Source organism: uncultured Paraglaciecola sp. (assembly GCF_943787955.1).
In the GTDB taxonomy this organism is placed as follows: Bacteria; Pseudomonadota; Gammaproteobacteria; order Enterobacterales; family Alteromonadaceae; genus Paraglaciecola.
In genome coordinates this window covers 68,406-92,983 of the sequence record NZ_CALSOK010000015.1, presented here as the reverse complement: position 1 = coordinate 92,983, position 24,578 = coordinate 68,406, and the positions used below count along the sequence as shown (strand labels likewise).

Here is a 24,578-nt window from a genome sequence, read left to right as displayed (position 1 = left end):
AATCACGGGTTATGACAAATAACTATTTACAGCAAGTAATGATTATTTGTCATAAGGTTTGATGAATGATGACCAGCGTGATACAGAGCTAGTGATTGATAATACGTTCAATATCTTCGTCGTCTCGTAGGGTCAAAATTTCGACGCCGTTGGCAGTGACCAGCAAGGTATGTTCCCACTGTGCGCTTAAACTCCGATCTTTGGTGACGACAGTCCATTTATCAGGTAATACTTTTGAATAACGTTTACCTGCATTGATCATCGGTTCAATGGTAAAGCACATTCCCTCTTCAAGAGTTTCTCCGGTGTTAGGCTTTCCGTAATGCACTACTTGAGGGTCTTCATGAAAGTTGGCACCTATACCATGACCACAATATTCACGCACAATTGAATAATTGTGACTTTCAGCATATTGTTGAATAACATGGCCAATGTCTCCTAAACGAGCGCCAGGCTTGACCATTTTTATTCCTTTATACAAAGACTCTTGCGTCACCCTGATCAGTCTTTCAGTCATTATAGAGGCTTTTCCTACCACAAACATTTTTGATGTGTCGCCGTGATAACCGTCTTTAATAACAGTTACATCAATATTAACTGAATCTCCATCTTTGAGTTGCTTATCAGCAGGAATACCATGGCAAATAACATGATTGACTGAAGTACAAACAGATTTTGGAAAAGGTGGGTTGCCATAATTAAGAGGAGCAGGAATGCACTTTTGGACATCAACAATATAATTGTGACAAATCTGATTCAGCTCATTGGTGGTCACACCTTTTTTGACATATTCACCAATCATTTGCAATACATCTGCAGCAAGGCGTCCAGCGACGCGCATTTTCTCAATTTCAGCTGGTGTTTTAATTGTGACAGGCAATGCTCTATTCCTACTAAATACAATTCGTTTAATAAACACTATTGTATCTTTTCGGAGTGAATCCTGCCAGAGCTGAATAAAGATGGTTATTAAATTGTCTATTTGTGCTCAATCACAGGACGCTAGTTTCTGATTAAGCTATGTGATTTTTGCGTTTGGTTATTGTTTAATTTTAATAATTAATCTTTTTTGAAGCGACTATAAAGGGTTCAAGAAACCGAACCCCCGAATAGGTACTAACAAAGATACGCTCTATATTGGTGTTTTTAAGTTAGCCAATAACTAAGGTTGCTTAGGCTGAGAACAGTCAGATTGCTGATTTCCCCAAAGTAACTATGAATATTCGTTGCGCAAATGTTTTTCATTTATTTTGACTCAGGGCGAATACTGATTTTTATGTAATAAAATCTTTAGCTTAGGGTAAAGATTTTTGGTTGATTTTAATCGTTATTATTAATACTTAACTTGAATATATATCACCCCCATGCTATAAAATGCACCGCTGAAATTAATGGAGGTGTGACCCCCTACGTAATTATCGCGAAGAAGCTAAGTAAATTAGCGTAAATATCACACATACATCGACACATTTTTCGGGGTGTCTACTAAGAGCTTTTCTAAGTGGATCGAGAACTGGGATGTATGGAGGCCTAACCCCTATTAAGGAATTTTTATAATGGCAAATGTATCTATGCGCGACATGCTTCAGGCAGGCGTACACTTTGGACACCAGACCCGTTATTGGAACCCAAAAATGAAACCTTTCATTTTTGGATCACGTAATAAAGTCCATATCATCAATCTAGAAAAAACAGTTCCTATGTTCAACGAAGCACTTAACTTCGTTGGTAACATAGCTTCTAAGAAAGGTAAAATCCTTTTTGTTGGTACTAAGCGCGCTGCAAGTGATGCAGTGAAAGACGCAGCAGACAAATGTGACCAATTCTATGTTAACAAACGCTGGTTAGGCGGTATGTTAACTAATTGGAAAACAGTTCGTCAGTCAATCAAACGTTTAAAAGAACTTGAACAGCAAAGCCAAGACGGTACGTTTGAAAAATTGACCAAAAAAGAAGTGTTAATGCTCACGCGCGAGATGACCAAGCTTGAAACTAGCCTTGGTGGGATCAAAAACATGGGTGGTCTACCAGACGTGTTATTTGTTGTTGATGCAGACCATGAGCACATTGCTATCACTGAAGCTGGCAACTTAGGTATCCCAGTTGTTTCAATTGTTGATACTAATTCAAACCCAGACGGTGTTGATTACATCGTACCTGGTAATGATGATGCTATCCGTGCTGTTCAACTTTATCTAAATGCTGCAGCTGATGCTGTTATCAATGGCCGTGATCAAAACCTAGAAGCGCAAGCTGAAAAAGGTGAGTTCGTAGAAGCTGCTGAGTAATCCGCTTAGAGATAAACGACACTCTAGGTAGCGAGCATCTGCTACCTAACACGAATAAATTAAACGGGGGCCTATGCCCCTGTTTTTAAATCTTAATTTCATATAATTTGTTTAATTGATTAGTTTGAATGAGTCATACAAATTATTTTGGTGAGGAAACGAAAATGGCAGTGACTGCAGCCCTAGTAAAAGAATTGCGTGAGCGTACAGCCGCCGGCATGCTTGATTGTAAAAAAGCATTGGTTGAAACTGATGGTGATATTGAGCTGGCAATCGAAAATATGCGTAAGAATGGTCAAGCGAAAGCCGCTAAAAAGGCAGGTCGTATTGCCGCTGAAGGTGTGATTTTGACTAAAGTTGCTAAAGGTGTAGCAACTATGATGGAAGTGAACAGTGAGACTGATTTTGTTGCTCGTGATGATGGTTTTGTGTCGTTCGGTCAAAAATTAATTGAAGTGGCATTTGCCAATAAGATTAACGACATGGACACACTCAATAGTACTGAAGTCGATGGCGTTAAAATCAGCGAATTACGTGATACCCTAGTAGCTAAAATCGGTGAGAACATCAGCCCTCGTCGTGTTGTTACTGTTGAAGGTGATAACCTTGGTGCTTACGTTCACAGCGCACGTATTGGTGTTATTGCAATTTTACAAGGTGGTGATGAAGAATTAGCTAAAGACATCGCTATGCATGTTGCTGCTTCTAGCCCATTCTTTGTAAAGCCTGAAGATGTGCCTACTGAAGTCGTAGCTAAAGAAAAAGAAATTCAGCTTGATATTGCTCTTCAATCTGGCAAACCACCTGAGATTGCAGAAAAAATGGTTTCTGGTCGTATGAAGAAGTTTACTGGTGAAATCAGTTTGACAGGCCAGCCTTTCGTTAAAGATCCTTCTATCCTGGTTGCTGATTTACTTAAATCAAAAGGTGCTGACGTCATTAACTTCGTACGTTTTGAAGTTGGTGAAGGCATCGAGAAAAAAGAAGAAGACTTTGCAGCTGAAGTGGCTGCTCAAATGGAAGCTGTTAAAAAATAAAAATGCTACAAGCATGAATACCAATATCAATTTTAATTTACGCTGAGACATGCATTTTATAGTTGTTTGGGTATAATACTGGCACCTCAAATTGAGGTGCTTTTTTATATATACCTGTATTGTTTGGTATCTGTTATTTTAAAACAACACAGGTATATGTACGATAGGCCTATAGGCCCTAACATCACAGCCTTTTATCACCTTTAGGAAATGTCACTCTATGAGTATCGCACCCAAGTCCGCTTATCGAAGAATATTGTTAAAACTCAGTGGTGAAGCATTAATGGGAGATGAAGGCTTTGGCATCGATCCAAAAGTGCTAGAGCGCATGGCACAAGAAATAAAAGAAATAGTTGAGTTGGGTGTTGAAGTGGGTTTGGTTATTGGTGGTGGTAACCTGTTTCGAGGAGAAGGTTTGGCCAAAGCTGGTATGAACCGTGTAGTTGGTGACCATATGGGTATGTTAGCTACTGTTATGAATGGTCTTGCAATGCGTGATGCATTGCACCGTGCTTTTGTTAACGCCCGTTTGATGTCCGCTATTCCTTTAAATGGTGTGTGTGACAACTACAACTGGGCAGAGGCCATCAGTTTACTAAAGTCTGGTCGCGTAGTGATTTTTTCTGCGGGTACGGGGAATCCCTTCTTTACTACTGACTCTGCTGCTTGTTTACGCGGAATTGAAATTGAAGCGGATGCAGTATTAAAAGGGACCAAAGTAGATGGCGTATACGACGATGATCCAGCCAAAAATCCAGAAGCAAAATTATACAAAGTATTGTCTTATGATGAAGTGCTAGACAAAGAATTAAAAGTAATGGATTTGGCAGCCTTCACTCTTGCTCGCGATCATAATGTACCCATTCGTGTGTTTAACATGAATAAACCTGGCTGTATGAGAGCGGTTGTAATGGGCGAAAATGTAGGTACGTTGATTTGCCATACTGAAGAAATAAAACAAATAAAGTAGAAAAAGGAAAACTATTGTGATTGACGAAATTAATGATGACGCGCGTCAGCGCATGGAAAAAAGTATCAGCGTGTTAAAGGGGCAACTTTCAAAAATTCGAACTGGCCGAGCACATCCAAGCCTACTCGATAGCATTATGGTGCCTTATTACGGTTCAGACACGCCACTTAAACAGCTAGCCAATATCATTGCAGAAGATTCTAGGACGTTAGCACTAACAGTGTTTGATAAAAGTTCTGCAAAAGCGGTTGAAAAGGCCATTATGCAATCAGACCTAGGTCTTAATCCTATGAGTGCAGGTTCTGTTATGCGTATACCAATGCCTGCTTTGACTGCAGAGCGCCGTAAAGACTTGATTCGTGTTGTGCGTAGTGAAGCTGAACAAGGTAAAGTAGCTGTCCGTAATATTCGTCGTGATGCGAATAGTGATATAAAAGAATTATTGAAAGAAAAAGAAATCAGTGAAGATGACAGCCGTCGTGGTGAAGATGATGTTCAAAAACTAACCGATGCTTTTGTAAAGGAAATTGATGAAATTTTAGTAGCAAAAGAAAAAGACTTAATGGAAGTGTGATTGAGCTATAACTGATAATGAATTCATCTGAACCATTACTCGAACCCACGATGCCACAACATGTTGCTATTATCATGGATGGCAACGGCCGCTGGGCTAAGAAAAAAGGCAAAATCCGCACTTTTGGTCATAAAGCGGGTGTTAAAGCAGTGCGAGCAGCTGTTTCCTATGCATTAAAAAATGGTGTGAAAGTGCTCACACTGTTTGCTTTTAGCAGTGAAAATTGGAACCGACCATCCGAAGAGATTGGGGTGCTAATTGAACTCTTTAAGATGGTGCTTGGCAGTGAAGTTAAAAAACTGCATAAAAATAATGTCAGGCTCAACATAATTGGTGATATGAGTCGGTTTGATAGTAAACTGGTTAATAGGATAAGCGAAGCAGAGGCTCTTACTGAAAAAAATGATAGTCTAGTTTTAAATATTGCCGCCAACTATGGCGGTCGATGGGACATAGTGAATGCGGCTAAAGAGTTAATTAAACAAGTACAAGCTTGTCAAGTTGATGTGGCAGATATCGACGAAGATACATTTGCACGTCATACCTGTGTAGCAAGTTTACCCTCAGTAGACTTATTGATCCGCACCGGTGGGGAACAAAGAGTCAGTAATTTTTTGTTATGGCAAATTGCCTATGCTGAATTATATTTCTCAGAAGACTTTTGGCCAGATTTTAATGAAGCCGTTTTCCAAGCTGCGGTGGACGCTTTTCATGAACGTCATAGACGTTTCGGTAAAACCTCAGAGCAAGTAAGTTAATGATTAGTAAAAATAAAATCAATAAATGTGAGAAGAATCCGTGCTAAAAAAACGGATTATCACCGCGCTCATTCTTGCCCCTTTGGCGTTATTTGCCATTTTATATTTACCCCTATTCAGCTTTGAAATTATGATTGCATTAGTTATGGGCCTAGGTGCTTGGGAATGGTCAAGTATGTCGGGTATGACCCGCACTTTCATAAAAAATACCTATGCCGCACTAGTCGTTGCAGTCTGCCTGATATTGTCATATGTGCTGCCTTCAGATTTAATTTGGTATCAAGGTCAGCTAAATAGTTTATATACCTACATACTATCCATAGCGGTCATATGGTGGGTAGTGTCCTTGGCGATGATTATTGCCTATCCCAGATACAGTTCTGTGTGGAATACCAGTAAAATACTCCGAGGTACATTTGGTTTTTTAACTCTCATACCGACCTGGGTTGCAGTTGTTTCACTTCGCACAAGTTTGTACGATGTTGATCCATACTACGGCGCATCTTTAATTTTTTATGTGTTGGGTATTGTTTGGGCCGCTGATATTGGTGCTTTTTTTGTTGGCGTGAAATTTGGAAAACATAAGTTGCGGCCTGAAGTCTCGCCAGGTAAGACCATTGAAGGCCTTATGGGAGGTGTTTTTGCATCTTCAGCCATTATTGCTTTTGCTGCATTACATTATCAACTTGACTCATCCCGTATCTGGCTACATATATTGGTAGGTGCATTAACTGTTGGGGTTTCTGCCTTAGGCGATCTAAATGAAAGTATGTTTAAACGCTGTGCTGGTCTAAAAGATAGTGGAACATTACTGCCTGGACATGGTGGTGTTATGGACAGGATTGACAGCTTGACTGCGGCATTTCCTGTTTTTGCATTTTGTTATGTCATGTGGATGGCTTGATGCAAAATATTACCATTCTGGGTGCGACAGGCTCTATAGGTAAAAGCACTATTGATGTGCTGATGCGCCACCCCAAGTTGTTTAGTGTCTTCGCATTGACGGCTAACAGCAATGTTGAGTTGTTATTGCAGCAAGCTCAACTATGTTCTCCTGAATATGTGGTGGTTGCCGATCCTAAGCAATTCGAAGCAGCTAAAAAGTTATTCTCAGAGAATCTACTTACATGTGAAGTGTTAGCCGGCCATGAGGCACTGGAGCAAATTGCTGGTGCACCGGAAGTGGATATAGTGATGGCCGCTATAGTAGGAGCTGCTGGACTGTTACCTACCTTGGTGGCGGTCAAAGCGGGTAAAAAAGTGTTGTTGGCTAATAAAGAATCGTTAGTCATGTCTGGTGACTTATTTATTCAAGCCGCAAACAAATATAACGCTGAAATTTTACCCATAGACAGTGAACATAATGCTATTTTTCAATGTTTACCGACTGATTTTAAATACGGTGAACTGAGCTCTTCAGGTATCAGTAAAATTCTTTTAACGGGGTCAGGTGGACCTTTTTTGAATTTGCCATTAAGTAAGCTGCATCATGTCACACCAGACCAAGCATGCGCCCATCCTAACTGGGACATGGGACGAAAAATATCAGTTGATTCTGCTACTATGATGAATAAAGGTTTAGAATTTATTGAGGCTAAGTGGTTGTTTGGGCTTGAATCATCTGATATTGAGGTTGTGTTACACCCGCAAAGTATTATTCACTCTATGGTGCAATACATAGATGGCTCGGTGTTGGCTCAAATGGGTAATCCGGATATGCGAACACCTATTGCTCATGCATTGGCTTTTCCCGACAGAGTCGAATCCGGTGTCTCTCCTTTAGATTTTAATCAATTATCTAATTTTACTTTTACAGAGCCTGAAGCTGAGCGTTATCCTAATCTGATACTCGCTATGCAAGCAAGTAATGCTGGGCAGTATGCCACTACCACGCTTAATGCAGCAAACGAAGTGGCAGTAGATGCGTTTTTACAAGGGAAAATTGGTTTTATACAAATTGCACAAGTGAATGAAGAATGTTTGCAACAAACATCACCTCACAACCTAGACACTATTGAAGCCGTAATCGAAAGTGATAACGCTGCCCGAAGGCTCGGTTTGAATATTATCGGGAATATTAGTCAGTCTTCGATGCAGAAGGTTGGAACTTGAGTTTTCTAATTAGTTTTGCTTCTTTTATCGTCGCTTTAGGCATTTTAGTGGCGGTACATGAATGGGGCCATTTTTGGGTCGCTCGCAGATGCGGAGTGAAAGTCGAACGATTCTCTATTGGTTTCGGAAAAGCCTTATGGCGTAGAACAGACAAGCTAGGTACCGAATATGTGATCGCGGCTATTCCATTGGGCGGCTATGTGAAAATGCTTGACGAAAGGGTTGATGAAGTAAGTGAAAAAGACTTACCCTACGCCTTTAATCGTCAGCATGTGTTGAAACGTATTGCTATTATCGCTGCAGGGCCGGCTGTGAATTTTCTGTTTGCAATATTTGCTTTGTTCGTTATGTACCTAATAGGTTTACAAACTATTAAGCCTGTTGTCGGTGATATTGAACCTGATAGTGTTTTCAGCCAAAGTAACATTCCTCAGAATGCCATTTTTACGCAAGTCGGGGATCGCCAAGTAGTCGACTGGGAAGATGTCGCTTATGAGTTTATGTCATTTATTGGCAACAATGAGATGCTAGTTAAATGGACAGATGATGAAAGCTTTTATGAACGCTCAGCTACCATTAACTTAAGTCAGTGGGAGTTCGACCCAGATAAAACCTCGGTCTTTGCTAGCTTGGGTCTCGTTCCCTTTCGGCCTAAAGTGCAAAATGTGTTGGGATATATTGAAGATGGCTCTGCTGCACAGATCATTGGATTCCAAACAAATGACAAAATTCTCAGTTTAGATGGAACTAGTATGCAAAATTGGGAACAAATAGTGGGTTATGTTTCAACAAGACCTAATCAAACTGTTCAAGCTAATGTGCTTAGAAATGATAAAATCATAAGCTTAAATGGAACTATTGGTAGTAAAACTGGAGAACAAACTGCAAAAGGGTATATGGGGTTTTCTCCTACTCTTGAACCATGGCCAGAGGGGGTTGTGTTTGTTCATCAATATGGCGTTGTAAAAGCTATGTCAAAAGCGATGGACAAAACATGGCGTTTGATGACACTCAGTATTGAGATGCTTGGTAAGCTGATAACAGGTGATGTATCTGTGAAGAATTTGAGTGGTCCTATTTCGATTGCTCAAGGTGCAGGTATGAGTGCCAGCTTAGGTCTAGTGTATTTTTTAGGCTTTTTAGCGTTAATTAGCATTAATTTGGGCATAATTAACCTTTTACCTCTGCCAGTACTTGATGGTGGACACTTACTCTATTATTTTATAGAGCTTATTAGTGGACGGCCTGTTCCAGAATCAGTACAAGAAGTAGGATTTAAAATTGGTGGCGTATTGTTACTGCTATTAATGAGCATCGCGATAGTAAATGACATTACGCGAATATAATTTTTATCGGTCGATTTGACCATGCACAACATGTTTTGTGCGTTTAGGAAGAATATTATTAAATGAAGTTTAAACAGTTAGTTGTTGCGGGATTAATTTTATCCATTGCTAGCTTCGCGAAAGCAGCCCCGAGCAGTGAATTTGTCGTTAAAGATATTAGAATTGAAGGTTTACAGCGTGTTGCTTTAGGCGCAGCTTTGACTTATCTGCCTGTTACAGTTGGCGATGAGATGAATAGCTTTAGGGTTTCACAGCTTATTAGGTCTATGTATTCTTCTAGTCATTTTGAAAATATTAAAATATTTCGTGATGGAAACACACTCTTGGTGCGCGTCTCTGAAAGACCTACTATTAGTAATATTGTATTTGAAGACAACGATGATATTAAAGATGAGCAATTACAAGAAAGTCTAAATGATGCCAATATTTTGGTAGGGGAACCTTTAGATAAAACTGTTTTGACCTCTATTGAGAATGGTTTAAAAGACTTTTTTTACAGCATAGGTAAATATAACGCTGACGTGACGGCGATTATTACACCACTACCGAGAAATCGGGTTGACCTTAAATTGTTATTCGAAGAAGGCGATTCAGCTAAAATTCAACAGATAAATATAGTGGGTAATGAGTCTTTCAGTGATCCTGAGTTGTTAGAACTGGTTGAATTGAAATTTGATACACCATGGTGGGACTTTTTATCAGAAACTCGCTATCAGAAACAAACATTAACTGGCGATATGGAAACTATTACTAGCCATTACAAAGATCGTGGCTATCTGCGTTTTAATATAGATTCTACCCAAGTATCCATGACGCCGGATAAAACAGGCATCTATGTGACCTTAAACGTCAATGAGGGTGAGCAATACACAATATCTGACGTAGAACTAATGGGTGACTTATTGGGTTATGAAGATTATATCGAACTTGTATTACCGTTAACTAAAGGCGAGTTATATAATCAAGCTGAAGTCACATACACTGAAGAATTCATTAGTAAATACTTAGGTCGATATGGTTATGCTTATCCCACTGTCACGACTATTCCAGATATCAACGAGGAAGATAAAACCGTAAAATTAATTTTGTCCGTAGATCCTGGTAAACGCATATATGTGCGACGAATAAATTTTACAGGAAATAATAGTACTGCTGATGAAGTACTTCGCCAATCGGTTTCTCAGATGGAAGGCTCTTGGTTATCTACTGCTACATTAGAATCGTCTAAAAATAGCCTTTCGCGTTTAACGTATATGGAAAATGTAGACTTTGAAACGGTTCGTTTACCTGGCGAAATAGATAAAGTTGATGTGAATTTCACAGTTAAAGAGCAGCCTTCTGGAGCCTTTAATGCGGGCATAGGTTATGGCGATCGTACTAAGTTAAGTTTAAATGCAGGAATTCAGCAAGATAACTTTTTAGGCACAGGTAAACGTATTGCATTTAATGTGAGTACGGTTTCGTATCAGAAGAGTGTGCAGTTGTCATACACAGACCCATATTTTACCATTGATGGGATCAGTTTAGGTGGTTCAGTGTCTTATAGTGAATTTGATGGTAGCTCTGCTAACCTCATTCAGTACAACAGTAAACAGTTTTCACTAGGCAGTAATATTGGTTATCCCATTGACCAATTTAACAGAATTAATTTTGGTTTAACTTACAGCACAGTAGAGCTTTTTCAGAGACAACCTTTTGTGCAAACTACGCGCTTTAATAACCAGTTTGTAGATGAAAATGATCCAGATGCTCCCATTAATTATGATAGTTTTCTTGCTTCAGTCGCTTGGTCACGTACTACCTTAAACCGAGGTGTGTTCCCAACCGCAGGTTCGTCACAACGTGCCTCATTTGGTATGACTACACCTAACTCAGACGTAAACTATTTTAAGACTGAAATAGATGGCAAATGGTATTTCCCATTATCACGCAATCAACGCTGGTCTTTCTTAGCACGTTTAAAAATGGGCTATGGTAATGGTTATGGGAATGTAGGTGGTATTGACCAAATATTACCTTTTACTCAACATTTTACAGCAGGTGGTTCAGATTCATTAAGAGGGTTCGAAAACAATACAGTTGGACCTCGTGGTATACAAGTGACACCATCAACAATCGTTACCGACCCCAATGGTAAAGTGATTTTAGGCGATAATTCAAATGATTCAATCTCTATTTCTTCACGTTCATTAGGTGGTAATGCCATGATATTAGGTGGAATTGAGTTAATCGTACCCACCCCTTTTGTTGAGGTAGACTTTGATAACTCTGTGCGTACTAGCTTATTTTTGGATGCAGGTAATGTTTGGGATACTGAGTTTGATTATGACAGTTATAAAGACTTAAATTTGATTAGTTCATATAGTGATGATGGATTAATTGATTATAGTGACCCAACCCTCTATAGAGCTTCAGGTGGAGTTTCTGTACAATGGCTATCACCTATGGGGCCTATGGTATTTAGTTTCTCGAAAGTAATACAAGAAAGAGAAGGCGATGATTCTAAATTCTTCACCTTCAACATAGGGCAAACATTTTAATTTCTGGTTGGCAAACCGACCAAAAACAATTATCAACTAGGAGTTTATTTTGAAAGATTTTACAAAAAATTTAATTGCAGGTGCATTATTAACCACAGCTATGGCTAGCACATCTGTCTTCGCTGAACAAAAAATTGGTGCAGTGAATGTACAAGGTGTTTTTCAGGCTATGCCACAAGCTGCTGACATCCAAGAAACAATCGCTGCACAATTTAAAGATAAGACAGAAGAAGTGAGTCGTCTCGAAAAAGACATTAAATATTATCTAGAAAAAAATCAGCGTGATGCTGCCACAATGAGCGAAAAAGAAAAAACTGAACTTGAAGGCAAAATTATTGCTTTACGTGAAGAATACACGGCCAAAGCCCAACCTTTGCAGAAAGAAATCCAAGCGCGTTTACAAGAAGAACAAAACAAGTTGTTAGGTTTGATTAAGCAAGGCATTGATGCCGTAGCATCTAAAGGAAAATACGATGTCATATTGAATTCTAATTCTGTGGCCTTTATCAACCCAGACAACGATATTTCTCAATTGGTTCTAGAGCAAGTTGGTAAAATTAACTAAATAACCTTAGTGGTTCGAACGGAGGTATTTTGAGTCACGCAATTAGTCTTATTCAATTAGCTCAAAGCATAGGTGCACAATTGCACCTATCAGGGCCTGATACCCAAGATACAATTATTTCTGGATTATCTACTTTATTGAAAGCTGGCAGCGGTCAGGTTTCATTTTTGTCGAATAAAAAGTATCGAGGTCAGCTTCAGGATACGATGGCACAAGCCGTGATTTTGCATCCAGACGAATTACCTCATTGTAATTGTTCCGCCCTAGTTATGAGCGACCCCTATGTTGGGTTTGCAAAGGCAGCACAATTACTAGACACCACTCCGGCACCCGCACACGAGATATCACCTTACGCTGTCATTGGGGAAAATGTTGAATTGGGTAAAGATGTTAAAATTGGCGCTCATGCTGTTATAGAGGCAGGCGCCAAACTTGGGGGTAATGTTGTTATTGGTCCGGGATGTTTTGTGGGTAAAAACGCACGCCTAGGTGCCAATACGAAATTATGGGCCAATGTGTCTATTTATCATGATGTGGTAATAGGCACAGATTGTTTGGTTCAAGCTAACACCGTGATTGGTAGTGATGGTTTTGGTTATGCGAACGATAATGGTAAGTGGATTAAAATTCCACAACTTGGCAGTGTTATAATCGGTGACAGAGTAGAAATTGGCGCTAGTACTACAATTGATCGTGGCGCGTTAGATAATACTATTTTGTCTGATGGTGTAATCATTGATAATCAATGCCAAATTGCCCATAACGTTGAAATTGGTGAAAATACTGCAATGGCAGCTTGTTCTGTAATTGCAGGTAGCACAGTTATTGGTAAAAATTGCAGCATGGCCGGTTTAGTGGGTATTAATGGCCATATTACTGTTTCTGACAATGTCGTTTTTACTGGTATGAGTATGGTCACCAAAAGTATTTCACAGCCTGGTGTCTACTCGTCTGGTATACCCGCTTCCGCCAATAGAGAATGGCGCAAAAACATAGTAGCATTACGAAGTATTACTAGCCTTAATCAGCGTGTTAAAGCATTGGAAAAAAGCCAGCAGCAGTAGTGATTTAACTACAGACTGGTTAGTTTAGGAGAACACTTTTTGGCTAATAATGTAAACATTCTTGAAATAGAAGATATCATGGCGTTGCTTCCCCATCGTTATCCTTTTTTGTTAGTAGATAGAGTGACAGATTACACTCTCAATGAGTCCATATCGGCTTATAAAAATATCACTTTTAATGAGCCTTGTTTTACAGGACATTTTCCGGGTAAACCGATATTCCCTGGTGTTATGATCCTAGAAGCGTTAGCCCAGGTTGCTGGCGTCCTAGGTTTTAAAACAGCGGGAAATTCTGACGACTTGTATCTGTATGCTGGGATCGACAAAGCACGCTTTAAAATGCCAGTAGTGCCAGGCGATCGTATGGACATGGATGTAACATTAATTAAAGAGCGTCGTGGTATTTGGAAGTTTCATGGTGTGGCAAGTGTTGATGGCAAAGCTGCATGTGAAGCCGAATTCATGTGTGCCATGAGGAAAATGTAACTGGTGATCCATCCTACTGCCATTATCCATCCCTCTGCCCAATTGGGTAAAAATGTCTCAGTTGGTGCATTTTGTCTGATTGACGCTGATGTCAAAATAGGTGATGACACTGTGCTTGAATCTCATGTGGTAGTAAAAGGAAAAACCAGCATGGGTACAGGCAATCATATTTATCAATTTGCCTCTGTTGGCGAAGATTGTCAGGATAAAAAATATGCAGGTGAGCCCACTGAGTTACTTATAGGCAACAATAATATTATCCGTGAATCTGTGACTATACACAGAGGCACTACTCAAGATAACAGTGTGACTAAAATTGGTTCCAATAATTTACTCATGTGTTACGTACACGTTGCCCATGATTGTGTCATTGGTGACAATAGCATACTCGCTACAGGAGCCACCTTGGCTGGGCATGTACATATTGGTAATTGGGTGATTATGGGTGGTGTGACCGCTGCACATCAATTTTGTCATATTGGTGACCATAGTTTTATTGGCGGAGGGGCAATTGTTTTAGCTGATGTGCCGCCTTATATCATGTTAGGGAACGATAGCACGCCACGTGGTGTTAATGCTGAAGGATTAAAGCGTCGTGGTTTCGCAAGTGAAACCATTATGCAAATCAAGCGTGGTTATAAAATTTTGTACCGTAATGGCAATAGAGCCTCAGAAGCCGTTGAAAAACTATTTGAATTGGCGGGTGATACCCAAGAAGTTAGACATATGGCTGATTTTGTTAGTCGCTCCTCTCGAGGCATTGTTCGCTAATTTATGAGCGAACAATGCCTCGAGAGGAGCGAAAAGAAGAGTGAAAAAGCACTCAAGGTAGGCATAGTTGCCGGCGAAGCGTCAGGTGATATTCTTGCCGCCGGTCTTATTAAACAACTCAAAAAGCGTTATCCGAATGCTACTTTTGAAGGTATCGCTGGACCAAAAATGCAGGCCCAAGGCTGCCACAGTTTATTTGACATGGAAGAGTTGTCTGTGATGGGATTGGTCGAAGTTTTATCCCGTATCCGGAGACTGTTGTTTGTTCGCAAGTCTATCTTAAATCACTTTCTCGCTAATCCCCCTGATGTGTTCATTGGTGTTGACGCACCTGACTTTAATCTAGGTTTAGAGCTGAAACTCAAAAAACATGGTATTAAAACTGTGCAATATGTCAGCCCTACAGTATGGGCTTGGCGCGAAAAACGTATATTTAAGATAGCCAAAGCTACCAACTTAGTATTAAGTATTTTCCCTTTTGAAAAGCAAGTGTATGACAAACATCACATCCCTTGTGAATATGTTGGTCATACCATGGCTGATGATATTGCTATCAAGCCCGATAAACAGAAAGCCCGCCTTTCTTTAAAACTTAAAGAAAGTGCAACAGTCCTGGCTCTGTTGCCCGGCAGTAGGAAGCGTGAAGTTGGTACATTAATAGATGTATTTATTCAATCCTGTTTGCTATTAAAGTCGGATATAGCGGACTTAAAAATATTGATCCCTGTGGTTAATCGGCAGCGAAAAGACCAAGTAGACCAACATATCCAGACCCACAATCCTGATTTGTCAATACAAGTTGTAATAGGCCATGCTAGAGAAGTCATGATTGCCTCAGATGCAGTGTTGCTCGCCTCTGGTACCGCAACTCTTGAAGCCATGTTATGTAAGAAAAATATGGTTACAGCTTATAAACTTAGCGGTTTAACGTATCAAATGATGAAGTATCTCTATAAAGCTAAATACTTTGCTCTACCTAATGTATTAGCCGACGAAAAGTTAATTCCAGAGTTGTTGCAAGACGATGTGACACCACAGAAAATAAGTGATTTATTATTACCTATGTTGACTTTGCAAAGCGGTGATGAGCAACAAGCACTTATTACCAAATTTGAAACTTTACATGAATCACTTAAACAAGATGCAGATATGCAGTCTGCCACTGCTGTGGCTAACTTGATTGAGCAACAGCCATGAGCCGATTAAAGCCATGAGCCAACTTAAAGAAATGATTCATCTGATTGCAGGCGTCGATGAAGTAGGCCGAGGTCCTTTAGTGGGGGACGTGGTCACTGCGGCGGTTATCCTTGATCCACAGCATAAAATTCTTGGGCTGGCCGATTCGAAAAAATTATCCGAGAAAAAGCGTGATATTATGGCTGCCGAAATTAAGCAATACGCTTTAGCTTGGTCCATTGGTCGTGCCAGCCCCAAAGAAATTGACGAACTCAATATTTTGCAGGCTACTATGCTCGCTATGACCAGAGCGGTACAAGGATTGTTGATCCAGCCGACTCACGTAATGGTTGATGGTAATCGTTGTCCAAAATGGGGTTACTCTAGTGAAGCCATAGTTAAAGGAGATGGTTTCATTGCTGAGATATCGGCTGCTTCAATTATTGCAAAAGTGACGCGGGATAAAGAAATGTTAACTCTAGATCAACAATACCCAGAGTATGGCTTTGCCAAACATAAAGGTTATCCAACAGCATATCATCTGGCTAAGCTTGCCAAGCTTGGACCACTCCCTGAATATCGTATGAGTTTTAAGCCGGTGCAGCAATCTCTTGCTATGCGCGACGGCCAGTTAGCAGGCTCTTAAATGACACAAGAATTACCACAAAACCCAGCTAACTTCGTACATTTACGTGTGCATAGCGATTATTCAATGTTGGACGGGCTAAATAAGGTCAAACCTCTTATCGCCCATGTTAAAGAATTGGGCATGCCTGCAGTCGCTATTACTGATCAAATGAACTTGTGTGGTTTGGTTAAGTTTTATAGTCAAGCACACGCTAACGGTATCAAGCCTATTATTGGTGTGGACTTTTGGGTGCAAAGTAACGAGTTGGAAGGGACATTGTTCCGTCTTACTTTGCTAGCCTTGGATAATAAAGGCTACAAGAACATCACTCTGTTAGTCTCCAAAGCCTATTTACGTGGCAGTATTAAAGACAGAGCGGTGATCGACAGAGATTGGTTAGTGGAGCACAACCAAGGCATCATTATATTATCAGGGGGTAAAGCGGGTGATTTAGGTCTGTTGCTGATGAAAGGTAATATGGATATTGCCCATAATGTCACACAGTTTTATCAACAGCACTTTGCGAACCGTTTTTATTTAGAATTGACCCGCACGGGTAGGGCTGGTGAAGAAGACTATATTCACCGAGCGGTAGATTGGGCGCAACAATTCGACTTGCCAGTGGTTGCTACGAATGAAGTTTGCTTTATAGATAGACAAAACTTTGATGCCCATGAAATTCGTGTGGCTATCCACGATGGTTACACATTAAACGATCCCCGCAGACCTAAGGAATACTCAGAGCAGCAATACTTACGTACGTCTGAAGAAATGGTTGCGTTATTCGCTGATATCCCTGAAGCCATACAAAATACCGTGGAAATTGCAAAACGTTGTAATGTCACCGTGCAGCTTGGTACTTACTTTTTGCCTGATTTTCCCACTGACGGTATGGATATTAAAGACTTTTTGGTCAAGGTATCCAAAGAAGGCTTAGAACGACGCCTGGCGTATTTGTTCCCTGATGAGCAGGTGCGAATAGAAAAACGTCCTAAGTATGATGAGCGTTTAGCAATTGAGCTTGTCGTTATCAACCAAATGGGGTTTCCCGGTTATTTTTTAATCGTAATGGAGTTTATTCAATGGAGTAAGGATAATAATATCCCTGTTGGGCCAGGCCGTGGGTCGGGTGCCGGCTCTTTGGTCGCCTATGCGCTGGATATTACCGATCTTGATCCACTTGAATATGACTTGTTATTTGAACGATTCTTGAACCCTGAACGTGTATCGATGCCAGATTTCGATGTCGATTTTTGCATGGACAGACGTGATGAAGTTATTGATCATGTGGCCGAAATGTACGGCCGTGATGCCGTATCACAGATTATTACTTTCGGCACTATGGCGGCAAAAGCAGTGGTGCGTGATGTGGGCCGTGTTTTGGGGCATCCTTATGGTTTTGTTGACCGAATATCTAAACTTATTCCGCCTACACCGGGAATGACCCTAGAAAAAGCGTTTCTTGAAGAACCTCGTTTACCCGAGTTGTACAACCAAGACGAAGACGTCAAAGAGCTGATTGACATGTGTCGTATACTGGAAGGTTGTACCCGTAACGCGGGTAAACATGCCGGTGGAGTGGTGATTTCTCCTACAAAAATAACCGATTTTTCTCCGCTCTATTGTGATGATGAAGGTAAAAATCCGGTCACCCAATTTGATAAAAACGACGTAGAGACGGCTGGCTTAGTGAAGTTTGATTTCTTGGGGTTACGGACACTGACCATCATTCAGTGGGCGACTGATATGATCAAAAAGGGAAAGGGCATTGATGTTGATATTGCTGCTATCCCACTTGTCGATGCAAAATGTTTTAGGCTACTGCAAAATGCAGAGACCACCGCGGTATTTCAGCTTGAATCCCGTGGAATGAAAGAGTTGATTAAACGCCTCAAACCAGACTCTTTTGAAGATATCATTGCACTTGTAGCTTTGTTCAGGCCAGGTCCATTGCAATCAGGTATGGTTGAAAACTTTATCGACCGAAAACATGGCCGTGAAGAAGTTTCCTACCCTGATGCAGAATATCAACACGAGTGTTTAAAAGAAATTTTACAGCCAACCTATGGCATTATTCTTTATCAAGAGCAGGTCATGCAAATTGCTCAGGTCATGTCGGGTTATAGCTTGGGTGGCGCAGATTTATTACGCCGTGCTATGGGTAAGAAAAATCTAGAGGAAATGGAGAAACAGCGGGAATCATTCGAGACTGGGGCCAAAGATAATGGCATTGATCCTACACTTGCCATCAAAATATTTGACCTAGTAGAAAAATTTGCAGGATACGGTTTTAATAAATCACATTCTGCCGCTTATGCTTTGGTGTCTTATCAAACTTTATGGCTTAAAGTCCATTACCCTGCAGAATTTATGTCTGCAGTTATGTCAGCGGATATGGATAACTCAGACAAAATTGTGACCTTGGTTGATGAATGTAATCGCATGGGATTAACTATTTTACCTCCCGATGTGAATGCTGGCAGTCATAAATTTACTGTGGATCAAGAAGGGCGCATTGTCTACGGTATCGGTGCAATCAAAGGGGTCGGTGAAGGTCCGATCGAAGCTATTATTGAGGCACGCGAAGATACCGGTAAGTTCAATGATTTATTTGATTTTTGTGCCAAAATCGACCTTAAACGTATTAATAAGCGCATATTGGAAAAATTAGTACTGGCAGGTGCATTGGATAATTTGGGCCCTCACCGTGCGTCATTAATGTCTTCTTTACCCGACGCACTGGCAGCGGCAGGCCAACATGCTAAAGATAAAACATCGGGGCAATCAGACATGTTTGGTTTACTCACCACAGAGCCTGAAAAAGTACAGCAAGCCTTTGCTGATGTACCACTTTGGCCTGAGAAAGTCTGGTTAGATGGCGAGAAAACTACGTTAGGCCTTTATCTAACAGGACATCCAATCAATCAGTACCTGAGTGAAATCAAACACTATGCACCTTGTCGTTTAGTTGACCTAAAGCAAACTAATAGAGACCAAACCGCTTATGCTGTGGGTTTAGTATCAGGGGTTAGAGTGATGACGAATAAACGAGGTCGTCGTTGGGCATTAGTGACATTAGATGATAAAAGCGCCAGGATAGACGTAAGGTTTTTCCCTGATATGTTTGAGCAATACGAAGAATTACTGCAGGAAGATAAAATTTTGGTCATAAGTGGACAGGTCAGCTTTGATGAGTTCTCTGGTGGCAATACAATGGCGGCACGTGATGTGATGGATTTAGTCCAAGCCCGTGAGAAAAATGCCAAGGGTCTGCAAGTTCATTTAGAATCAAGCTGGTGTAATCCGTCAAGTGTGGCTAAACTACGAACCATTTTGGAACCTTATCAAGGTGGAAGTTGTCCGGTTCAGATACATTATGTACACCCAGACGCAAAAGTAGATTTAACCTTGGGTGCGCAGTGGTATGTTACACCCCAAGATGAGTTACTATATGACTTGCAACAGCTATTGGGTAAACCTCAGGTTGACTTGGAATTTCACTAACTTACTTTTGCAAGCGTATGTATGAAAGCCGTAAACAATTATTATTAGGTGTTCAATGAGTGTAAATTTTTTAGAATTCGAAAAACCTATCGCTGAATTAGAAGCGAAGATTGAAGAGTTGAGATTAGTCAATCAAGGCGGTGAATTCGATCTCAATATCGAAGAAGAGATCACCAAACTTCGAGAAAAAAGTTCAGAATTAAGCCGCAAAATTTTTGCAGACTTAGGCGCCTGGCAAGTATCTCAAATTGCGCGTCATCCAATGCGCCCTTATACCTATGACTATCTTGAACGTATTTTTACCGAATTTGATGAACTTGCTGGTGACAGGGCCTTTGCTGATGACAAAGCTATCGTTGGTGGTTTAGCTAAAATTGATGGGCAGTCAGTGATGATCATTGGTCATCAAAAGGGCCGCGATACTAAAGAAAAAATCAAACGTAATTTTGGCATGCCTAAACCAGAAGGTTATCGAAAAGCGTTACGTCTAATGGAAATGGCTGAACGTTTTAATTTACCTATTATTACGTTTATTGATACTCCTGGTGCATACCCTGGAGTAGGCGCAGAAGAGCGCGGTCAAAGCGAAGCTATTGCCCGTAATCTTAAAGTTATGTCTGGCTTGAAAGTGCCAGTCATATGCACTGTGATTGGTGAAGGCGGCTCTGGTGGTGCATTGGCAATAGGTGTAGGCGATAGAGTGAACATGCTTCAATACAGCACTTACTCCGTTATTTCACCAGAAGGTTGTGCCTCTATTTTGTGGAAAAGTGCTGAAAAGGCACCTCAAGCTGCCGAAGCTATGGGTGTCAGTGCTGAAAAAATCAAAGAGTTAGGATTGATCAATCAAATTGTGAATGAACCCTTAGGTGGTGCGCACAGAGATTATGACAGTATGGCAGCTAACTTAAAAGCGACGCTTAAGCAGCAATTAGCTCAGCTGGCTAGTTTATCTACCGAAGAATTGTTAGCCCAACGTTATGAACGATTGATGTCTTTTGGTTATTGTTAAATAATCAGTGCTACTTTATAAATCAAAGCATAAATCAATGCATAAATAAACATATTATGTAGAGCCATCTGAAAAGATGGCTTTTTTGTTATCGGAGGGTGTAAGTCACCATGTCAGTCTTGAGTACACTAAGAGAACAACTCAGTTGTGAGCCGCTTTTCTCAGCGACTCATATCATTGTTGCCTACAGTGGTGGCTTAGACTCACATGTTTTATTGCATGCTCTTCACAGTATAAAACAGAAAGGTGAACACGACTTTCAACTCAGTGCTATTCATATTCACCATGGTTTAAGCAAGCATGCTGATCAGTGGCAAACACACTGTCAGCGAGTGTGTAATCAATTAAACATAGCGTTTCAAACTGCGAATGTATCCGTTGAAGCGCTACCAAGACAAAGCCTTGAGGCACAAGCAAGAGAAGCGCGTTACAACAAGTTAGTTGAATTAGCACCAGTGAATAGTCAAGTGCTTCTAGGACAACATCAAGATGACCAACTCGAAACCTTTTTATTGCAGTTAAAGCGAGGCGCAGGGCCTAAAGGTCTATCGGCAATGAATCGTGCTTGGGTGTCACCTTGCTTATTACATGCGAATAAACAAGTTGGATTTTATCGACCGCTATTAGATATCAGACAGCACACTATTGTGGACTATGCTCAGCAACATATTTTGAAATGGTGTGAAGACGAGTCTAATCAAAATACTGATTTTGAGCGTAATTTTTTGCGCCATAAGGTTTTGCCTGTTTTACAGCATCGTTGGCCTGAAATATCCCGTTCAGTGGCGCGAAGTGCCGCAATGTGTGCCGAACAACAACGTTTATTAGATGAAGTATGTTGTGAAAAGCTTAAGCCAATAAAAGCCTCAGCTAACAGTCTCCATTTACCTGCCCTGAAGCAGCTGGATCAGGCATGGTTACATCAGTTGGTGCGCTATTGGTTATCTGAGTTAGGAATTCAAAGCCCTTCTTTAGCGGTGTTAAATCAACTTATGCCAGAGGTGCTTAATGCTGCAGATGATGCTAAGCCAATTTTGCAATGGAACGGCTGGCAGTTTAGGCGGTTTAATCAACAGTTATTTGTGATAAGAGCCAGTCTAGAAAAAGTCTTAATACATAAGATTTGGCAGGGAGAGGAGAGTATACAATTACCTGAAAATATGGGGCGCTTAACGTTTACCCAAATCAATGATGTCCAAATTGAACAGATATCACAGCTAACCGTCAATCCAAACTTGGGGCCTATCTTAATCCGTTCAGGTGGATATTCTGCGCGATTTAGACCTGCAGGCAGCAATCACTCCAAACCCGTTAAACAATGGTTTAAACAATGGAAAGTGGCGCCATGGTCTAGGGATTCGGTACTGTTAATTATTCAGAATGAGGAAGTGTTAGGTCTATTCATTGCAGGCTGTTGGAAGATAGCCGACAAAAGTGACATCAAGAGTGTAAACGATCCACAGTGGCTAATAACATTGGCTTATTAAGCTTAAATATAACCACTCAGTTCGAATGTTATCTTATGGGTTTTGGAACAGACCGCGTTGCTATTGAAGTGCGACTATCTCGTCGATACGTCTATTAAATAATCTTTGATTCTCGTAATTCAGTTACCGTGCTGGTGTCATAACCTAGCAGCTCAATTAACACATTTTCAGTATGTTCTCCCAGGTTGGGTGGAGCCTGATGGTAAACGATAGGAGTACGAGAAAAGTTGATGGGGTTTGCCACTGTTGGCACTTTGCCATTGACGGGGTGGGTGAGTTCACCTAGCATTTTACGATGTTTTATTTGGGGGTTTTCGAAGACTTGGGCAATGTCATTGATTGGGCCACATGGCACCCCCTTTATTTCTAGCTGTTGTAACCAAAATTCACTTTTTTTTGCTTTGATGATGTTTGCCAATTGCTGAATAACAACATCTCTGTTGTGCACTCTTGCTTGATTAGTGACAAAGTGAGGGTCATGTATCAATGTTTGGCAATTTGCCACCTGACAAAAATCTGCAAATTGCGAGTCGTTGCCTATGGTTAAAATAATGAAGCCATCTGCAGTCTGAAAGGTTTGATAGGGTACAATATTAGGGTGAGCATTACCCATGCGTTGTGGGGTGTTCTGGCTGACTAAATAGTTCATCCCTTGATTGGCTAAACAGGCAACTTGCACATCAAGTAAGGCAAGATCTATATGCTGTCCTAACCCTGATTTTTCACGCTCAATAATAGCCGCTTGTATGGCTGTGGTGGCATACATGCCAGTGAGAATGTCGGTGAGTGCTACGCCAACTTTTTGTGGGCCACCGCCAGGTAGGTGATCGGGCTCACCTGTTACACTCATCAGTCCGCCCATACCTTGTAACAAAAAGTCGTATCCGGCTCTTTGCGCATAGGGTCCGTCTTGACCAAAACCGGTTATTGAGCAATAAATTAACTTAGGGTTGATGGCCGATAAACTGGCGTAATCAAGGTGGTATTTTACTAAGCTGCCTACTTTGAAATTTTCTATTAATACATCACAACTATCTATCAGTTGATGGATAATAGCTTGTCCTTCTTGGTGGCGAATATCTATTGTAATAGACTGTTTTCCACGATTAGCAGATAAAAAATAAGCGGATCCTGTGGGATTTTCAGCTGTTTTATTATTTAGAAAAGGAGGGCCCCAGTGACGAGTATCGTCACCTTGAATGGGTTTTTCTACTTTGATTATTTCTGCGCCTAAGTCTGCCAACATTTGTCCGGCCCAAGGCCCCGCTAATATGCGACTTAGTTCAAGTACGCGAATATGTGAAAGTGCTGATGACATAAGTTGCTCAAAAATTACTGTGTGAAGTTATATTATACAGGCAATTTAAGCACCAAAAAAATCTAACTGGTTATTATGGGTTTTAGGTAAAATGATTGAGGGAATTAAGGTGTCGGGGTAGAGCTGTTTAAAGTCATTAAAAAAGGCTTCAGCTAACCAAGGTGCATCGACTGTATTGGCCATATGAAAAAACAAATAGGGCGACTTGCCCTCATCTAACCATTGTTTGGTTTTGTGGATCCAAGGTGTATAAAACGGTTTATTGGTCTGAATAACCGGATGACCTACAAAACGCACTAATGGGGTGTCCGATGTGGCAATCACATTAGTCGGCACTCTGGGTTTCTTTCTATGTGCATCTTCAATGACTTTGTCGCCATTTGCAGGACAGGCAAATAAAGCTCTGGTGTCCATGATCACGCGATTGATATTATTTTCTAGCAGCAGTTGATTAAATGCTTTTTCGTTATCACTCTTATCAAAAAAACCTAAGTGCCTGACTTCAATTGCATAGCGAAAATTCTTAGGTAACAGTTGGATGAAATGCGTTAGGGTGCCGAGTTGACTTGGGTTAAAACTGGCAGGTAGTTGTAATATTAAGCAGCCTAACTTATCTTCCAATAATGCCATACGCTTGAGGACTAAGTGTAAGTCGTCTTTAATATTTAACAGTTTTTTATCGTGACTGATACTGCGGTGAAACTTAAAAGTAAAACAAAAGTCATTAGGTACCTGCTCAGCCCAGCGCCTTATCGTTTTTTTATCAGGAATATGATAAAAACTGGTGTTGCCTTCTACGCTATTAAAATGCCGCGCGTAAGTTCCAAGGCTCTGTTCTTTTACTGTGTTGGCTGGAAACAAACTACCGAACCATTGTTCATGAGTCCATATAGGGCAACCCGTTTTGATTAAAGCCACTTACATTTCCTCAATAAAAAGCCC

At 40.6% G+C, this 24,578-nt stretch carries 21 protein-coding genes; 18 read left to right on the top strand and 3 right to left on the bottom strand.

The window, feature by feature from the left end:
* Nucleotides 1-88: 88 nt before the first annotated feature.
* Nucleotides 89-880 (bottom strand): type I methionyl aminopeptidase, encoded by a 792-nt coding sequence (gene map / locus Q0Y52_RS14775; RefSeq protein WP_297822879.1) that lies wholly within the window; start codon nt 878-880, stop codon nt 89-91.
* A gap of 676 nt (nt 881-1,556) precedes the next feature.
* Between map and rpsB the strand changes: the two genes are divergently transcribed.
* The 18 genes from rpsB (at nt 1,557) to tilS (ending at nt 22,318) form a co-directional block, all read left to right on the top strand.
* Entirely contained in the window at nt 1,557-2,288 is a 732-nt protein-coding gene (gene rpsB / locus Q0Y52_RS14770) for a 30S ribosomal protein S2 (protein ID WP_297822876.1), read from the top strand.
* Nucleotides 2,289-2,452: 164 nt separating this feature from the next.
* Nucleotides 2,453-3,325, top strand: coding sequence for a translation elongation factor Ts (tsf, locus tag Q0Y52_RS14765; RefSeq protein ID WP_297822874.1), 873 nt, complete (start codon nt 2,453-2,455; stop codon nt 3,323-3,325).
* A gap of 220 nt (nt 3,326-3,545) precedes the next feature.
* Nucleotides 3,546-4,295 (top strand): UMP kinase, encoded by a 750-nt coding sequence (pyrH, locus tag Q0Y52_RS14760; RefSeq protein WP_297822872.1) that lies wholly within the window; start codon nt 3,546-3,548, stop codon nt 4,293-4,295.
* 16 nt (nt 4,296-4,311) lie between these two features.
* A complete protein-coding gene (gene frr, locus Q0Y52_RS14755) occupies nt 4,312-4,869 on the top strand; it encodes a ribosome recycling factor (protein WP_297822870.1) in 558 nt (185 codons plus the stop codon).
* Between the two features lie 17 nt (nt 4,870-4,886).
* Nucleotides 4,887-5,627, top strand: coding sequence for a polyprenyl diphosphate synthase (gene uppS / locus Q0Y52_RS14750; RefSeq protein WP_297822868.1), 741 nt, complete (start codon nt 4,887-4,889; stop codon nt 5,625-5,627).
* A 40-nt stretch (nt 5,628-5,667) separates the two neighbouring features.
* Complete coding sequence (locus tag Q0Y52_RS14745) at nt 5,668-6,531, top strand: phosphatidate cytidylyltransferase (RefSeq protein WP_297822866.1); 864 nt, start codon at nt 5,668-5,670, stop codon at nt 6,529-6,531.
* Complete coding sequence (ispC, locus tag Q0Y52_RS14740) at nt 6,531-7,739, top strand: 1-deoxy-D-xylulose-5-phosphate reductoisomerase (protein ID WP_297822864.1); 1,209 nt, start codon at nt 6,531-6,533, stop codon at nt 7,737-7,739. The genes Q0Y52_RS14745 and ispC overlap by 1 nt, the downstream gene beginning before the upstream one ends.
* Nucleotides 7,736-9,085: a sigma E protease regulator RseP gene (gene rseP / locus Q0Y52_RS14735; protein ID WP_297822862.1), complete on the top strand. Its 1,350-nt coding sequence runs from the start codon at nt 7,736-7,738 to the stop codon at nt 9,083-9,085. The genes ispC and rseP overlap by 4 nt, the downstream gene beginning before the upstream one ends.
* 62 nt (nt 9,086-9,147) lie before the next feature.
* Nucleotides 9,148-11,625, top strand: a complete 2,478-nt coding sequence (bamA, locus tag Q0Y52_RS14730) for an outer membrane protein assembly factor BamA (protein WP_297822861.1) — start codon at nt 9,148-9,150, stop codon at nt 11,623-11,625.
* Between the two features lie 49 nt (nt 11,626-11,674).
* Entirely contained in the window at nt 11,675-12,190 is a 516-nt protein-coding gene (locus Q0Y52_RS14725; RefSeq protein WP_297822859.1) for an OmpH family outer membrane protein, read from the top strand.
* A gap of 29 nt (nt 12,191-12,219) precedes the next feature.
* The gene (lpxD, locus tag Q0Y52_RS14720; RefSeq protein WP_297822857.1) at nt 12,220-13,254 is read left to right on the top strand and encodes a UDP-3-O-(3-hydroxymyristoyl)glucosamine N-acyltransferase; all 1,035 of its coding nucleotides are present in this window, start codon (nt 12,220-12,222) and stop codon (nt 13,252-13,254) included.
* A gap of 39 nt (nt 13,255-13,293) precedes the next feature.
* Nucleotides 13,294-13,740 (top strand): 3-hydroxyacyl-ACP dehydratase FabZ, encoded by a 447-nt coding sequence (gene fabZ / locus Q0Y52_RS14715; RefSeq protein ID WP_297822855.1) that lies wholly within the window; start codon nt 13,294-13,296, stop codon nt 13,738-13,740.
* Nucleotides 13,741-13,743: 3 nt separating this feature from the next.
* Complete coding sequence (gene lpxA / locus Q0Y52_RS14710; RefSeq protein ID WP_297822853.1) at nt 13,744-14,511, top strand: acyl-ACP--UDP-N-acetylglucosamine O-acyltransferase; 768 nt, start codon at nt 13,744-13,746, stop codon at nt 14,509-14,511.
* A gap of 3 nt (nt 14,512-14,514) precedes the next feature.
* Complete coding sequence (gene lpxB, locus Q0Y52_RS14705) at nt 14,515-15,708, top strand: lipid-A-disaccharide synthase (protein ID WP_297822851.1); 1,194 nt, start codon at nt 14,515-14,517, stop codon at nt 15,706-15,708.
* Between the two features lie 31 nt (nt 15,709-15,739).
* Entirely contained in the window at nt 15,740-16,333 is a 594-nt protein-coding gene (gene rnhB, locus Q0Y52_RS14700) for a ribonuclease HII (RefSeq protein WP_297823050.1), read from the top strand.
* Nucleotides 16,334-19,819: a DNA polymerase III subunit alpha gene (dnaE, locus tag Q0Y52_RS14695; protein ID WP_297822848.1), complete on the top strand. Its 3,486-nt coding sequence runs from the start codon at nt 16,334-16,336 to the stop codon at nt 19,817-19,819.
* 55 nt (nt 19,820-19,874) lie between these two features.
* Nucleotides 19,875-20,831: an acetyl-CoA carboxylase carboxyl transferase subunit alpha gene (accA, locus tag Q0Y52_RS14690; protein ID WP_297822846.1), complete on the top strand. Its 957-nt coding sequence runs from the start codon at nt 19,875-19,877 to the stop codon at nt 20,829-20,831.
* A gap of 110 nt (nt 20,832-20,941) precedes the next feature.
* The gene (tilS, locus tag Q0Y52_RS14685) at nt 20,942-22,318 is read left to right on the top strand and encodes a tRNA lysidine(34) synthetase TilS (RefSeq protein ID WP_297822844.1); all 1,377 of its coding nucleotides are present in this window, start codon (nt 20,942-20,944) and stop codon (nt 22,316-22,318) included.
* A gap of 94 nt (nt 22,319-22,412) precedes the next feature.
* Here the strand turns inward: tilS and Q0Y52_RS14680 are convergent, their stop codons facing one another.
* Together Q0Y52_RS14680 and Q0Y52_RS14675 are read right to left on the bottom strand one after the other, a co-directional pair.
* Complete coding sequence (locus tag Q0Y52_RS14680; RefSeq protein ID WP_297822842.1) at nt 22,413-23,636, bottom strand: CaiB/BaiF CoA-transferase family protein; 1,224 nt, start codon at nt 23,634-23,636, stop codon at nt 22,413-22,415.
* A gap of 45 nt (nt 23,637-23,681) precedes the next feature.
* Nucleotides 23,682-24,554 (bottom strand): DUF72 domain-containing protein, encoded by an 873-nt coding sequence (locus tag Q0Y52_RS14675; protein ID WP_297822839.1) that lies wholly within the window; start codon nt 24,552-24,554, stop codon nt 23,682-23,684.
* Nucleotides 24,555-24,578 lie beyond the last annotated feature (24 nt).

Coding starts and splice junctions, on each gene's coding strand:
- rpsB (WP_297822876.1), top strand. CDS start 1,557: ATGGCAAATGTATCTATGCGCGACATGCTTCAGGCAGGCGTACACTTT.
- tsf (WP_297822874.1), top strand. CDS start 2,453: ATGGCAGTGACTGCAGCCCTAGTAAAAGAATTGCGTGAGCGTACAGCC.
- pyrH (WP_297822872.1), top strand. CDS start 3,546: ATGAGTATCGCACCCAAGTCCGCTTATCGAAGAATATTGTTAAAACTC.
- uppS (WP_297822868.1), top strand. CDS start 4,887: ATGAATTCATCTGAACCATTACTCGAACCCACGATGCCACAACATGTT.
- ispC (WP_297822864.1), top strand. CDS start 6,531: ATGCAAAATATTACCATTCTGGGTGCGACAGGCTCTATAGGTAAAAGC.
- bamA (WP_297822861.1), top strand. CDS start 9,148: ATGAAGTTTAAACAGTTAGTTGTTGCGGGATTAATTTTATCCATTGCT.
- lpxB (WP_297822851.1), top strand. CDS start 14,515: ATGAGCGAACAATGCCTCGAGAGGAGCGAAAAGAAGAGTGAAAAAGCA.
- rnhB (WP_297823050.1), top strand. CDS start 15,740: ATGATTCATCTGATTGCAGGCGTCGATGAAGTAGGCCGAGGTCCTTTA.
- dnaE (WP_297822848.1), top strand. CDS start 16,334: ATGACACAAGAATTACCACAAAACCCAGCTAACTTCGTACATTTACGT.
- accA (WP_297822846.1), top strand. CDS start 19,875: ATGAGTGTAAATTTTTTAGAATTCGAAAAACCTATCGCTGAATTAGAA.
- tilS (WP_297822844.1), top strand. CDS start 20,942: ATGTCAGTCTTGAGTACACTAAGAGAACAACTCAGTTGTGAGCCGCTT.
- Q0Y52_RS14680 (WP_297822842.1), bottom strand. CDS start 23,636: ATGTCATCAGCACTTTCACATATTCGCGTACTTGAACTAAGTCGCATA.